At 42.1% G+C, this 12,798-nt stretch carries 14 protein-coding genes and 1 tRNA gene; 11 read left to right on the forward strand and 4 right to left on the reverse strand.

The features are described 5' to 3' along the window. The first annotated feature begins 69 nt into the window (after nucleotides 1-69). From BBC0122_RS09270 to BBC0122_RS09285, 5 genes are read left to right on the forward strand one after another with little or no spacing between them, the layout of a single operon-like run. Nucleotides 70-465, forward strand: coding sequence for a hypothetical protein (locus BBC0122_RS09270; protein ID WP_077993261.1), 396 nt, complete (start codon nucleotides 70-72; stop codon nucleotides 463-465). Then, nucleotides 462-1,403 carry a tail fiber protein gene (locus BBC0122_RS09275; RefSeq protein ID WP_077993263.1) on the forward strand — a complete coding sequence of 314 codons (942 nt, stop codon included), beginning with the start codon at nucleotides 462-464 and terminating at the stop codon, nucleotides 1,401-1,403. Before BBC0122_RS09270 ends, BBC0122_RS09275 begins: the two co-directional genes overlap by 4 nt. Nucleotides 1,404-1,406: 3 nt before the next feature. Further along, nucleotides 1,407-1,574 (forward strand): hypothetical protein, encoded by a 168-nt coding sequence (locus tag BBC0122_RS13035; protein ID WP_188318021.1) that lies wholly within the window; start codon nucleotides 1,407-1,409, stop codon nucleotides 1,572-1,574. Continuing rightward, nucleotides 1,575-2,627, forward strand: coding sequence for a hypothetical protein (locus tag BBC0122_RS09280; RefSeq protein ID WP_077993264.1), 1,053 nt, complete (start codon nucleotides 1,575-1,577; stop codon nucleotides 2,625-2,627). Nucleotide 2,628: 1 nt separating this feature from the next. Next, nucleotides 2,629-3,246, forward strand: coding sequence for a hypothetical protein (locus BBC0122_RS09285; protein ID WP_077993266.1), 618 nt, complete (start codon nucleotides 2,629-2,631; stop codon nucleotides 3,244-3,246). Nucleotides 3,247-3,322: 76 nt separating this feature from the next. Here the strand turns inward: BBC0122_RS09285 and BBC0122_RS09290 are convergent, their stop codons facing one another. Continuing rightward, nucleotides 3,323-3,616 carry a hypothetical protein gene (locus BBC0122_RS09290; protein WP_077993268.1) on the reverse strand — a complete coding sequence of 98 codons (294 nt, stop codon included), beginning with the start codon at nucleotides 3,614-3,616 and terminating at the stop codon, nucleotides 3,323-3,325. Between the two features lie 956 nt (nucleotides 3,617-4,572). Between BBC0122_RS09290 and BBC0122_RS09295 the strand changes: the two genes are divergently transcribed. The 6 genes from BBC0122_RS09295 (at nucleotide 4,573) to BBC0122_RS09320 (ending at nucleotide 10,959) form a co-directional block, all read left to right on the forward strand. Further along, nucleotides 4,573-5,901, forward strand: coding sequence for a hypothetical protein (locus BBC0122_RS09295; protein WP_077993270.1), 1,329 nt, complete (start codon nucleotides 4,573-4,575; stop codon nucleotides 5,899-5,901). 547 nt (nucleotides 5,902-6,448) lie between these two features. After that, nucleotides 6,449-7,957: a hypothetical protein gene (locus BBC0122_RS09300; RefSeq protein ID WP_077993272.1), complete on the forward strand. Its 1,509-nt coding sequence runs from the start codon at nucleotides 6,449-6,451 to the stop codon at nucleotides 7,955-7,957. Between the two features lie 50 nt (nucleotides 7,958-8,007). Continuing rightward, nucleotides 8,008-8,922 (forward strand): glycosyltransferase family 2 protein, encoded by a 915-nt coding sequence (locus BBC0122_RS09305; RefSeq protein ID WP_077993274.1) that lies wholly within the window; start codon nucleotides 8,008-8,010, stop codon nucleotides 8,920-8,922. A 283-nt stretch (nucleotides 8,923-9,205) separates the two neighbouring features. Continuing rightward, nucleotides 9,206-9,871 carry a lysozyme gene (locus BBC0122_RS09310; RefSeq protein ID WP_077993276.1) on the forward strand — a complete coding sequence of 222 codons (666 nt, stop codon included), beginning with the start codon at nucleotides 9,206-9,208 and terminating at the stop codon, nucleotides 9,869-9,871. Beyond that, a complete protein-coding gene (locus BBC0122_RS09315) occupies nucleotides 9,868-10,134 on the forward strand; it encodes a hypothetical protein (protein ID WP_077993279.1) in 267 nt (88 codons plus the stop codon). The genes BBC0122_RS09310 and BBC0122_RS09315 overlap by 4 nt, the downstream gene beginning before the upstream one ends. Nucleotides 10,135-10,614: 480 nt before the next feature. Beyond that, nucleotides 10,615-10,959: a hypothetical protein gene (locus BBC0122_RS09320; RefSeq protein WP_077993281.1), complete on the forward strand. Its 345-nt coding sequence runs from the start codon at nucleotides 10,615-10,617 to the stop codon at nucleotides 10,957-10,959. Nucleotides 10,960-11,432: 473 nt separating this feature from the next. Here BBC0122_RS09320 and BBC0122_RS09330 read toward each other — a convergent pair whose 3' ends face one another. The 3 genes from BBC0122_RS09330 to BBC0122_RS09340 form a co-directional block, all read right to left on the reverse strand. Beyond that, nucleotides 11,433-11,630, reverse strand: coding sequence for a hypothetical protein (locus tag BBC0122_RS09330; protein WP_077993284.1), 198 nt, complete (start codon nucleotides 11,628-11,630; stop codon nucleotides 11,433-11,435). Between the two features lie 389 nt (nucleotides 11,631-12,019). Then, nucleotides 12,020-12,229, reverse strand: a complete 210-nt coding sequence (locus tag BBC0122_RS09335; RefSeq protein ID WP_077993285.1) for a hypothetical protein — start codon at nucleotides 12,227-12,229, stop codon at nucleotides 12,020-12,022. Between the two features lie 438 nt (nucleotides 12,230-12,667). Next, a tRNA-Pro gene (locus BBC0122_RS09340) sits at nucleotides 12,668-12,744 on the reverse strand. Nucleotides 12,745-12,798 lie beyond the last annotated feature (54 nt).

Below are 12,798 nucleotides of genomic sequence, written 5' to 3' on the forward strand. Positions count from 1 at the left end.
ACATTGCCAGAACGCTCCGGAAAAACCGGAAGCGCGAATGAAAAATTCCACCCGAATGGAGGCTACCTCATGAATTCACATTCTTTTTTTAATTTTTGGGCTAACCGCCCGTCCACTAACAATGCGCCTGTGCTCGGCTCGATTGGCCCCTTGGGATTTGGTGGGCAAAACTTTAAAACCGACCCATCCGCCCCTTCCCGTGAAGCGGGCGATAACAATAGAGATAATCCTTCCGCTCCCACCACCGCTTACGGATTACTGGAAGACGGGCAAACGCAAAAAGGCCTTGAAAAAGGCGTCGGTTCACTTGCCAATGCATTGATTGCCCTCGGCAATGTTGACGCACCGCAGACAAGCTCGATGCAACTAAAACCGGTGCGTGGCCCGTCAACCGAGCAATCGCAGGCACTTTTGCGCCTTTTATCAAACATGCAGTCGAAAACCAATAATGGAGGAATGTTATGAGTTCGATTTATGATTGGTCACTTTCGGCGGCAAGCAATGCCAATGCCGACAATATTATCAACTGGACAGAGGGGCAGCCGCCAAGCACAGTCAACAATTCCGCCCGCTCGATGATGCAGCGTGTGCGCGAATATATGTGCGATATTGGCGGCGATGTTACTGTCGAAGGATCCTCTTCTCGCATTGCCATTCAGTCGAAAACACCGGTAACTGCTTATATCAATGGCATAACATTGCGGTTTCGCGCACTCGGTGTGAATATCGAGCAACCGATGATAAGCCTCAACAATATTGATTATAAGCCGGTTTTCAAGGCAACCTATCAGGGGGTAAAACCCTTGGAAAGTGGGGATATTCAGACCGGCGCTCTCTATGAAATTGTCTTTTGCAGTTTATTGAACAATGGAAGCGGCGGCTGGTTTTTGTCTTCACCGACACCTCAACAATCAACGCCGGCAGGTATTATTTCAATGTTCGGTGCGCCGACCGCACCCGCCGGATGGATACCATGCGACGGTCGCTTATTATCAAGAACTCAATATGGCGCACTCTTTTCAGCGATTGGCGAATGGTGGGGAAAAGGCGACGGGCAAACAACCTTTGCCGTTCCGGATTTGCGCGGTGTTTTTCTACGCGGAACAGATGCCGGTAAGAATATCGACCCCAACCGTGCCTTTGCCTCTTTTCAGGATAGCCAGAACAAATGGCACAGCCATTCAGGCTCGGTCGGTGAGGCTGGCGAACACAACCATAGTTATACCCGTTGGGTGCACAAAGGTGAAGGGCCGGACGGCAAAAATGGCTGGAGCTGGTTTGCAGAAACAACCGATTACACCGCAATGTCGGGCAGACACAGCCACAGTCTCACCATCAATGCTGACGGCGGCAATGAAGCACGACCTGTCAATGTCGCTATCCAATACATCATCAAGGCCTGAACAATGGATGAACAACCTTTTGCAATATCCGGCGTGAAAGAACCGGAAAAAATCCGGATTTTAATTTACGCCAATAATCATACAGCTCATGTACCACTTTCCTCGCTCACAAAGCCTCTCGAAACGAGATTGGAGGAAATTGAAAAACGTTTGGACAAAATGGGGGTTTAAATGGCAGTACCTTATCATACACATAATTTTGAAATTCCCACTGCAACAAAACAGGATATGGTCGCACGCGCTTCCAACGAAAAAGTTGTAACACCTTCGGTTCTGGGAACTGCGGCAACAGCCGATACAAGCGAATTTGCAACCGCCGAACAGGGCAAAAAAGCCGATAGCGCAATTCAAGCCGAAAATCTCGGCACTTTGGCCAGAAAAAATAAAGTCAATTTAGCCGAAATCGAAACCAATGGAATACCTTCAAGCACGACGTTTCTATCCGGTAACGGCTGGCAGACCCTTTCCGGCGGTGGCGACATGACAATCGCAATCTATGACCCGTCGCATAAGAAGGCGGATACGTTCGATATGGGCAATATGAAAGAAGCTGCCAATGCTAAAATCATGTCTGCCGACGAACGCAAAAAAATAGCAAATCTGGATAATGCCTTTCTTTCGCGATCTGGCGGAAGCTTAAATGGCAACCTGACCATTAACGGTTCTTTAAATTGTACAAAAAGCATTCAAACGAACGGTTGGTTTAATACCAAAGGGACCGGAAGTTACGACATAGGGATTCATTTTGATTTTTCGGGAGACGGAGAGTGCTATTCCGATTTCGTCTTTACTGGTAAGTCGTTGAATATATATCTCAACAAATTCGGGGATGTGGCCGAATTTTATGATAATGGAACAACGCGTTTTGCCGACAGCATAAACATTCAAGATAAAACCTATTGGCAGCCTGACGGAAATATTCGTGGTGAATGTTGGACTCGCGGAAGCCTTTACAATCATATTGAAGATCGTGCATGTAAGTATGCATCGGATCTCTCTCTTGCTGCTCAAAACAAGTGCGTCACTGATGCCCGTTTTGCCGGTTATGGAGAATTTGCCTTTACCCCTGGTGAAGGCGGAAAGTCAGCTTTCGATAATCCTGTCCCATCCGGTTACGTTATGACAGGCTTATGGAAAATAAATTCCCAATGGGAAGTTATCAGCTATAGCCAACCGCAAGTTTACATTGCAAACCGTGGATGGTTTGCTCTCGGAGGGTGGTAAAATGAGAAATTTTGGCAAACTTACAATAACGCAAGAAGAAATCAGTCTTGCTGAAGACATTAAAGATGATAAAGGCAACATTATACACCAAGCAAAATCCGTAAAAATTAACGTCTTGAAAGATAAAGATGGCATTGAATGGCACGACCTCTTCAAGCAATATCCGCATAAATTCTATATCGCTGTTGACGATAACAAACATATTATTTCCATGACGGACGACCCCGAACAGTCGCAAATCGCCGGATTTGATATTATCGGCATTGATGAAAATTGTGGTGAAACTTTCGGTCAGGGCGGTAGTGTCTATGGCAAGCTATGGGATAGTGGAAAGATCGTCGCACCTCCTGCATTATTTCCACCCTTATCAGCACGGCAATTCTGGCAGGCGGCGCTTGTCATCGGCGTTAGAGAAGAGGACCTTTCAAGCGGTATTGCCGACAAAAATAGCCCCTTTTACATTCCCGATGAAGAAGAACGTGAAAGCGTATTCATTGATATTTCCAAGGCAACCACCTTCAATCGGGACTTTCCACTTTTGAAAAAAATGGCCGAAGTCAACAAAATACCGGATGCGCAGCTCGATACTTTATGGAATTGGGCTGCCGGTATCCAATAACCAACGCCGCTCCCCACCTGAAAACCCCGCTTTATTGCGGGGTTTTATTGCCTTTGGTAAATGAATGAGGTTGTTTTTACCGTCGAAGCATCGCTCTGGCTTTTTTTATTTCTTCCTCGTCAAAAAGCGGGTGCCATTTTTCATTGTTTGCAACTAGAGATTCAACTGTCAAATCAAGCCGGCCCTTTTCGAACAGTTTGGAAAAGCCGGTAGAAACAGAATTGGAGTGTATCAACTTTTTCGCGGCTAAAACGCCTCCATTATGCTCAACCATTTGTTTAAATCTGGGCAGTTTTATCCCCACTTCATCGCGAGCTTTATCATAAATAGCTAACATTTCTTTATGAAATTCATCTGCCAAGCTTGTCATTTTATACTCCTCCCGCTTTAAACCGGACTGTCGTTCATAATATCATATGCTGCCACCATTTTTCAAAAAGCAAAATATAAAACCTTCAAATTTTCCCTCAATGAACAGTCTAAAAGCAAAGTGCCATAAAGTTTGCGTTAAATGTCAAATCCGTTGAGGTAAAAACAACCTCTATTGCTGATCTTTTGCTGTTCACCTATCAATTGGTACATTGCAAACTTCGCGACCTTCCCGAAGAAAAACGGTAAAAATCAATTTTGCTGCGGCTTTGTCGGAAAAAGTTTTCTTCTATAACATTTCTTGAAACAGTCAGAGGCCTTAACTGGCTCACTGCCAATCAACTTCCGTCATAAAACGCCCTTGTTATCTAAACGTCAACTGGAACTCGATTTTTACATATATAAATTTTCTAGTATTTTTATATAAAATTAAAAACATAACATTTTTTATATTGTAATATTTTTACTAATAAAATTATAATTACATATAACCATCGTATCAATGTTACATATTTTACTATCTTAGTTATAATCGTCATTATATATACAATGATAATTTTACAAAAATATGAAAGTAATATTTTTAATTAAAAATTTGTTCACATTTTCGAGTAATAAACGCGCTGCTACAAGAATTTTCTTTACATTCAAACATTCTATTGACTCGATGAACTGCACCATATAGAGCTTCTCCTTCAAGCAAGTGCATACAAATCTACAGCACTGTTTTTAGTTTGGCACTAAATGACCGGCATTTCGATAATGTGAAGAGGGCTAAGCAGTGGAAACCGGATTTTACAAGCATAATGAAGAGAAATTTAATTATAATGTAGACTGTCTTATAAAAAAACTTTATTATTTCTGAAACATAATTATCTATTTTTATGTATATTTTGTACGTTTTTATGGTTATTCTACGCCTTTTATCCGGGAACAGTTGCCAATGATTCATACGATATGTATAGCGGAGCATTTCATAACAACATAGGAAATTGGCATTCTGTACTTTTAACACAATTTTGGCGTCTTATTATTTCTGTCACAAGTATAAAATGTATATATATACTAATATCTTTGATAATGATTTGTGTTGGATTGTACATAATTTCAAGAAATATTTCAAATGGTATTTTTACTGGTCTTATATGCGTAATAATATTGTTTATACCTCCCGTTTTTGTTTTCCTAACTGTTGTTTTGAAAGACACTTATCTTGCTTCTTTCGCCTTTTTAATTGCAGCACTGATGATTGATCGTGCAATTTCGGACAAAAAGAAAACTGTATTCTTTTATGTGTTTTCAGTGTTCATTCTAATATGCTGTTTTTATCTGCGCTCCAACGGGTGTTTCATTGCAGTGCCTCTACTGGTTGCAATTCTTATGGGCTGGAAAGCTCCTATTATATATCGTTACATCTCATGTCTTGCTCTTGTGATTTGCGTTATAGCGTCGACCCCGCTTGTCGATTTGAAATTATTGGGAGGTAGAGATGATGCTCCTGATTTTTCTTTAATGATTTTTGATGTAGCCGGAACAGCAAAATATAGCGGGGTATCCACTCTTCCCGACATTCCCGGCGTCCTTGACCAGGTAAGCCTTTTCAAAAAGTGTTATACACCCCTCCAATGGGATTCGGTTGCAAATTGGGTAGCCTCTGATTGTGGCGCAGTTGCAAACTATTTTTATCATGAGAGAGATTCAGGAAAAGAAAGCTTTAAGGCAGCCAGACAGAAGCTCCGTAAAGCCTGGATTGCGGCCATCACACTGCATCCGGTAGCTTATTTAAAACATCGCCTATCTCACTTCAACCGTTTTTTAGACTATCTAGGATATGAGCCTGTTTATCGACCATATTATGTCGAAACAGTTGGTTTTAGTGTTGGATACGGCGATCCCGACTTATCGCTCTTTTACTTGATTGAACCTCCTCGACTGTGGAATTTTGTTATTCATATGGATTTGGGCAACCAACTGTGGTTCCACCCTTATGTCTATTTGCTTATTCTGTTGTTTTTCTATCTTTCAACGCTTGGCACCAGCGACCGGTTTAACCGCACATTGAATGTTGTGGCTTTTTCCGGCATGATCTACCTTGTTGGCTTCTTGTTCGTCGGTGTTTCTTCCGACTTCCGATATTCCTATCCGAGCTTGCTGTTAAGCATTTTATGCATTTTAGCTGCGTTCGGCTATTATAGCCAAAAGCGGAAAGTGTTCGGAAACAGAAAAATGCGGATCGTGGGAGCCTCGATCACAGTTCCTTTATTTTTAGTCGGCATTATTCTGTAGCCTCTTAAAACCACAGAAAAAATGCGGGATTTAGAAAGCTGAACGGCGAAAAAACTGAAGATTAAACTGATTCGGCGGCAAGTCGCTGCCGGATAATAGGCCATGACAGGCAGCTATCAGGGCTTTGCGGACACGATTCATTTTACAATTATCAACGCTGCAAAATTGTACCAACTTGCATAATCTACGTCTTTCATAAGTTTGTTATTGAATTATTTTTTGATTGATATTCAAATAAATAATAATTTTAGTTTTTATATTTTTATTTTAATAACTCTTATACCCTATGGATATTAATTCAAAAATAATAAGCAAAAATTGCATAACTTTAGACATCGAATTTTCCCAAGTCTTGCCTGATGCGCCGGCTAGGTGGCCATTCACAACAGCCATACATTTATTTATTCAATTTTAGCCCCTTACGATTGACATGATATGGTGCACCATATAGAGCTTCTGCCCCAAGCAGGTGCATACAAATCAACAGCACAGTTTTTAATTTGGCACTAAATGACCAGCATTTTGATAATGTGGAGAGGGCTAAGCAGTGGAAACCGGATTATATAAGAACATTGAAAAGAAGTTTAATAATAATGTTCATTATCTTATAAAAGAAACTCCATCTTTCCTAAAAAATAACTATCTGTTCTTATGTATATTTTGTGCATTTTTATGGTTATTTTACTCGTTTTATCCGGGAACAGTTGCCTATGATGCATTTTCTTTATATTCAGACGCATATAACAATCATACTGGAAATTGGCATTCTGCGCTCCTTACAAGAGTCTGGCGACTTATTCAGTCGGTTACCGATATAAAGGGTATCTATGTACTTATACCTATGGCTGCGACCTGCTTGGGATTGTATATAATCGCCAAACATATTTCCAAAGGAATTTTAACCGGCATTATCTGCATATTGATATTGCTCCTGCCTCCTATTTTTACCTATATCACAACTGTTTTGAAGGATACTTATGTCGCTTCATTAGTCTTTTTGATAGCAGCTCTGATGATGGACAGAGCAATTTCAGACAAAAAGAAAACAACATTATTTTGTGTGTTTTCAGCGGTTATTCTGGTGTTTTGCTTTTTTATACGCTCCAACGGTTGTTTTATTGCCGTGCCTCTGCTTGTAGCGATTTTTATGGGGTGGAAAGCCAGAATTATTTATCGCTATATTGTGTGTCTCGCCCTTGTGATTTGTGTTGTCGCGGCGACACCATTTATTGATCTTAAATTATTTCACGCACAGGATGAAGCTCCTGATTTTTCCTTGATGCTTTTCGATATTGCAGGCATAGCAAAATATAGCGGGGTATCCACTCTTCCCGATATTCCTGGCGTTCCTGACCAGGTAGGTCTGTTCAAACACTGTTATTCACATACCCAATGGGATTCGGTTGCAAATTGGGTAGGCCCTGATTGTAACGGTATTGGAACCTATTTTTACCATGAGAGAGATTCAGGGAAAAAACGCCTTAAGGCAGCCAGACAGGAGCTCCGTAAAGCCTGGATTTCGGCCATCATACAACAACCGAAAGCGTATTTGAAACATCGTCTCTCATTTTTTAACCGCTTTATAGACTATCAAGGACACCGGCCTGTTTTTCTGCCGGTATACATTGAAACAGTCGGGTTCACCGATATGGTAGGTCATGAAGAGAACCGTGAGCTCACCCAAACGGTCAATCCTCCGCGTTTATGGAAGTCTGTTATTCATATGGATTTGGGCAACCAATTATGGTTCCATCCTTATGTCAGTTTGCTTATTCTATTGTTTTTCTATCTTTCAACCCTGGCAACAAACGACCGGTTCAACCGGACATTGAATGCTGTGTCATTCGCCGGATTCATCTACTTTATGGGTTTCTTGGTGGTAGGTGTTTCTTCCCAATTCCGGTATTCTTATCCGTGCTTGCTGTTAAGCATTCTATGCATCCTGGCTGCGTTCGGCTATTACAGCCAAAAGCATAAAGTATTCGGAAACAAAAGAATGAGAATTATTTCAGCTTCAATCACTGTTCCTTTATTTTTAATCGGTATAATCCTATAAATCAGTGACTTTGGAACGTTTGACATCTGATATGAACTGGAAGAAAAAATATGGAAAAGTGTTCGATCGCAGTTGTTATTCCTTGTTATAACGAGGAAATCACTGTCAAATCTGTAATCACAGATGCGAAGCGTTACATTAAAGGCGCGACAATTTACGTCTATGACAATAATTCTTCTGATAACACCGTCAAAATAGCAAAAGAAGCCGGCGCAATTGTGCGTAGTGAAAAACGACAAGGCAAAGGCAATGTTATCAAACGTGCATTCAGGGACCTTGATGAAGATGTGATAATGATTGTCGACGGTGATTCAACTTATGATTTATCCATCGCCCAATCTGCGATCGACAAATTTGTTGATGAAAAACTTGATTACATGAATATTCGTCGGGTTTCCGAGGCCAAAGAATCCTATCCTTTTGGCCACCGTTTCGGAAACAAAGCTTTAACCGGCGCAATACAATTTATCTTCGGACGGCAAATTACCGATATGTTATCCGGATATAAGATTTTTTCACATAAATTCGTCAAATCATTTCCGATTTCTTCCAACGGTTTTGAAATCGAAACAGAAGTTACTGTTCATGCCTTGGAAATGAATGTTGCACTGGATGAAATCGAAGCCCCCTATGGAGAACGTCCTGAAGGTTCCGAAAGCAAACTTTCAACGATTAAAGACGGTCTTCTGGTTGGTCTTACCATCATCCGTCTTATCCAGTTGGAACGCCCCTTTTTGTTTTATTCCGTGGTTGCACTGTTGTTCTGGATTATCTCTCTCGCCTTTGGCATTCCGGTCATTACCGAATATGCAAGAAGCGGACTGGTTCCGCGGCTGCCAACAGCAGTTCTTGCCGGTTTTCTGGGACTGTTAGGCGCTATGAGCTTTATGGTTGCGCTTATTCTGGATCTCGTCAAGAAAACACGGGGCGATATGAAGAAACTTGCTTACCTTGCGGTAAAATAGCAATCATAATTATAGATCCGTTTGTTGCGCCAATCGTTTTATCTCACGGTCGCCCTTTCCGCTTTTTCAGGGATGGGGAAAATTCCAACTGCTATAAATCCGGTTTGATAAACCGGAGTTTAGGAATAGCGCTTTCCGCAGCTTTCTGGGCTTTCATTTGTCTGATGACAACAGCATCCGGTTTTTAACAAAAGCAAAAATCAACGAATTGAATATTGAACCACAGCCCCGCTTTTCGCGGGGTTTTTTATTGCCTTGAATTATACCTTCGAAAGGAAACACCATGACGCGACAAATCAACCCCCACGGTCTTGAAAAACTGAAACAATGGGAAGGTCTCAAAACCAAAGCTTATAAAGATGCCGGCGGCGTCTGGACAATCGGCTACGGGCACACGGCAGCGGCTGGAACGCCCGCACCACACCAAGGAATGGTTATCACCGAAGCCGACGCGGAAAGCATTCTCCTGAAAGATCTTACGCAATATGAAGCGGCTGTCGAGAATAACGTCAATGTCAAACTCAACGACAATGAATTTGCCGCTCTTGTATCCTTTGCTTTCAACGTCGGCATCAATGCTTTCAAAAATTCTGCACTTCTCAAAAAACTCAATAAAGGCAATTTTGATGCGGTTCCATCTGAACTGATGAAATGGGTCAAAGCAGGGGGCAAAAAGCTTCAAGGCCTTGTCAACCGGCGTCGGGCAGAAGGGTATCTGTGGATGGAGGGGGCTTATGTCGCTTCCAAAGATGTCGTGCCGGAACAAAAAACTGTTCATCCGGTGTTGAAACCGGAAGTGATCGGGCCGGTTATCAGCGTCGCTTCCGGCTTGACTGGTTTTGCCACCGGTTCAGGACCGTTCCAATGGGCGTTAGCAGCCGTCATGGTGATCGGCGTTGCAATCGGCAGTTTCTATTTCATCAAACGATTGAGAGAGGCGGAATTATGACCACACTCGAACGCCTGTCAATCACCATTGCCATCATCATTGTTGTTATTCTTGCCGCCGCTTCCGGCGGTATTTTTATCGGGCAACGATTGGAAAAACAAAAGTCGTTAAAGGCTGCAATCACTGCCTTTGAAAATTCTCACGAGGTTGAAAATGAAGTTGAAGCTCTTACTCCTTATCAGCGCTGCCTTGCTGTTGGCGGGGTGCCAGACCAATGCAAAATTTTCCTGCGCGGGTTGGACAAAACCGCCAAAGGTGAATGACGCGCCGCGTCTTGTCGAAACCGAACCTGCAATCACCAAATGGATCATCTCGACCGACCGTTTCGGGCAAAAACAGAAATGCTGGAAATGAAAAACTTCTTAACCTTATGCCAATAGGCATTCATTAAAAGTCGATAAATTGGCGGCAAGTTGATATCGATGTTTTTACACGATTTGTCGAACAATCCGGAAGAAAACATCTTACGGACAACTAAAGCAATTTTCCGGCTAAAGCCCGATCACCAGTTTTATAATAAAATATGAAATGCGGTATTTCGCAGTTTCCAATAAATATCATAGATGAAAAATTCCGCCGGCATTCTATCTCTCGGAGAATTACAAACCAGTTCGACTTATTAAAGTTCTACTTGCCCCTCTCTGTCGACACAACTTGCGCCCGCCTATCATAATATTCGCCGACTAACTTATTAGCGCAAATAATATTTGAATAACGGCTCGCGCCTTTCATGGAATAATCAAATGTCAGAAAATAATCCCCCTCCCGACTGGCTTGCCTATCTTGTCAGGTTCGGACTTCTTGCTCTTGCCGGTGCATGTGGCAGTTTTTTAAGCCAGCTTAATGGCGCGCCAAAAAAATGGCCGCAACGTGTAATGGAATGGGTTGGCGGTGCTCTGTGCGCTATTTATGGCGCCGAGCTTGCCGCCAACGCACTCTATCATCTGCTCGATAAATCCGACCTTATTGACGGTTCCTATGCCGTTCCGGAAAAATTCCTTGGCCTTGCCGGTTTTTTATGCGGTGCTTTGGGTGTCGCAGCTATTGATATTGGAATAGGATTTTTGAAAAGAAAATTCGGCTCCTGAAACAGTCTTGTCCATTCTGTTCCATTCACCGTTTGAAATCGGTACTTTTCACGAACATATCGGCTTTGCTGCCTATCAATACAAAGGAAGGTGGATAAGCGTATTCCAGCGCGACGGGTTTCCTCTTCCGAATATTTTGCTTGCTAAAACATTGCCGAAAAAGCAACGCGATTGCAATTTTTCAATCAACTTTTCCGCCGATACCGTTGAACCGGCCAAATGCAAAATCCTGTCGGCTTGTTGACCGTTGTTTTTCGTCTTTCATAAGGGAAAATTGCAGCTTGAACAAATAGCGCGTTACAGAAACATGCACTTATCAGCATGAGATGAAAGTTTTATCACACATTACCGGATTTGAGGGTCCCCACGCACATCACGAAATCGAAAATATAATCATAACGCAAAAATAAACCGTAAAAAATAAACACGGAAAGTTAAAAAAATAAACGGCAAACAAATAAAGAACAGACCGTCTATTCAATCGGCAATTTCGGTTTCCACCCCCGACCATAGCCGACAGACATAGCGGAAGCCGCAACTTCAATTTGGTGGATAAGCATTTTCCGTTCATCAAGCAAAGCTCTAATGAGGGCTTTTGCATCCCCGTCATAGGCTGCAATGAGGCCATCAATATCGTCTTCACAACTATCTTTTGAAACAGCTTTGCTCACTTTACGCGACTCCGTTTTTGTTCTCGTATTGTTCTTATTTTTCTAAAAAGAGTCAATGAAAAAATCGTTGAGACCTACAGTCCGAACGAAGCTTTCATGTCGTTTATATGCGGTCAGCGAGTTGCAGGTTCAACCGGTATTTTTATTTTCCGCTAAATCAGAAATCCGCTTTTTTAATAAATCTGTTTTCCGGCTATCACAAATTTCTGTGACATTTTTTATGAGCCTGCCGCAATAAAACCAATACCGGCAACGAGTTTTGCAGTGGCTCATACCCGGTTCCCGTTTGCTTGAAACCGCTTTGTTTTCCCGATTTTTCAGATAACCAAATGTGAAAAAAGAAAAATAATTAAACCTATTTTCCGTCCCGAAAGACGTAAAGCAATTAGCTAACAGCAATCCCTGCCATCACAAGCTTCCAAGGATGATTTTAGAATATCGGCGGTAGAAAGAATAAGTTTCATGTCCATTCCTTTTATTTGGAAAAATCCAAAATGTTCATAAAACCTCTTGGCTTTTTCATCAGCTGCCTCAACGACAACAGCACGGAAAGCAACAAGCTGAGAAGCGGAGATGACCAAAAGAAGGGCATTGCGCAAAAGCGCAGCCCCCTACCTTGGTGATGTCTATCAACCGGCATCTTACACGTAGTGTTATAGAGTGAGGCCCCTATTTATTACCGAATCACCAGTCATTCCGGCTGCAACTACAACTAACCAGAAACATTTTATTATAAGCTCCGTCTGTCACCTTCAGCTTATGCTTTTCCATTAGAATTTTAATAAAAATATCCGGTCGTTCTGGTGAGAGTTTTATTCGTGCACGGGCATTTTATTTAAGTATGGGCATTTTATTTAAGCACGGGCATTTTAATTGGCGCAGCTGAGACTTATGAATCCCGACTTTTAAAACAATTATAGATGATAAAATCACACGCAAAGCACAACAAAGTCACGGGCAAAGCATGATTGTTTTTCCGACGTTTCGAAATTTGAAAACTCGACGTTTTGTCGTTTAAAACAATTTTTAATGAAAAATGGTCGGAGTGAGAGGATTTGAACCTCCGACCCCCTCGTCCCGAACGAGGTGCGCTACCAGTCTGCGCTACACTCCGACTAACTGGTGTTGGCGGGCTTATACCGTTATGACAGACTTCTCGCAAGTGTTT

This window comes from Ditibartonella choladocola (assembly GCF_002007565.1).
Classification (GTDB): domain Bacteria; phylum Pseudomonadota; class Alphaproteobacteria; order Rhizobiales; family Rhizobiaceae; genus Bartonella; species Bartonella choladocola.

Excerpts from the sequence above, each read along its gene's own strand:
- BBC0122_RS09270 (WP_077993261.1), top strand. The coding sequence starts at position 70 with ATGAATTCACATTCTTTTTTTAATTTTTGGGCTAACCGCCCGTCCACT.
- BBC0122_RS09275 (WP_077993263.1), top strand. The coding sequence starts at position 462 with ATGAGTTCGATTTATGATTGGTCACTTTCGGCGGCAAGCAATGCCAAT.
- BBC0122_RS13035 (WP_188318021.1), top strand. The coding sequence starts at position 1,407 with ATGGATGAACAACCTTTTGCAATATCCGGCGTGAAAGAACCGGAAAAA.
- BBC0122_RS09280 (WP_077993264.1), top strand. The coding sequence starts at position 1,575 with ATGGCAGTACCTTATCATACACATAATTTTGAAATTCCCACTGCAACA.
- BBC0122_RS09285 (WP_077993266.1), top strand. The coding sequence starts at position 2,629 with ATGAGAAATTTTGGCAAACTTACAATAACGCAAGAAGAAATCAGTCTT.
- BBC0122_RS09290 (WP_077993268.1), bottom strand. The coding sequence starts at position 3,616 with ATGACAAGCTTGGCAGATGAATTTCATAAAGAAATGTTAGCTATTTAT.
- BBC0122_RS09295 (WP_077993270.1), top strand. The coding sequence starts at position 4,573 with ATGTATAGCGGAGCATTTCATAACAACATAGGAAATTGGCATTCTGTA.
- BBC0122_RS09305 (WP_077993274.1), top strand. The coding sequence starts at position 8,008 with ATGGAAAAGTGTTCGATCGCAGTTGTTATTCCTTGTTATAACGAGGAA.
- BBC0122_RS09310 (WP_077993276.1), top strand. The coding sequence starts at position 9,206 with ATGACGCGACAAATCAACCCCCACGGTCTTGAAAAACTGAAACAATGG.
- BBC0122_RS09315 (WP_077993279.1), top strand. The coding sequence starts at position 9,868 with ATGACCACACTCGAACGCCTGTCAATCACCATTGCCATCATCATTGTT.
- BBC0122_RS09320 (WP_077993281.1), top strand. The coding sequence starts at position 10,615 with ATGTCAGAAAATAATCCCCCTCCCGACTGGCTTGCCTATCTTGTCAGG.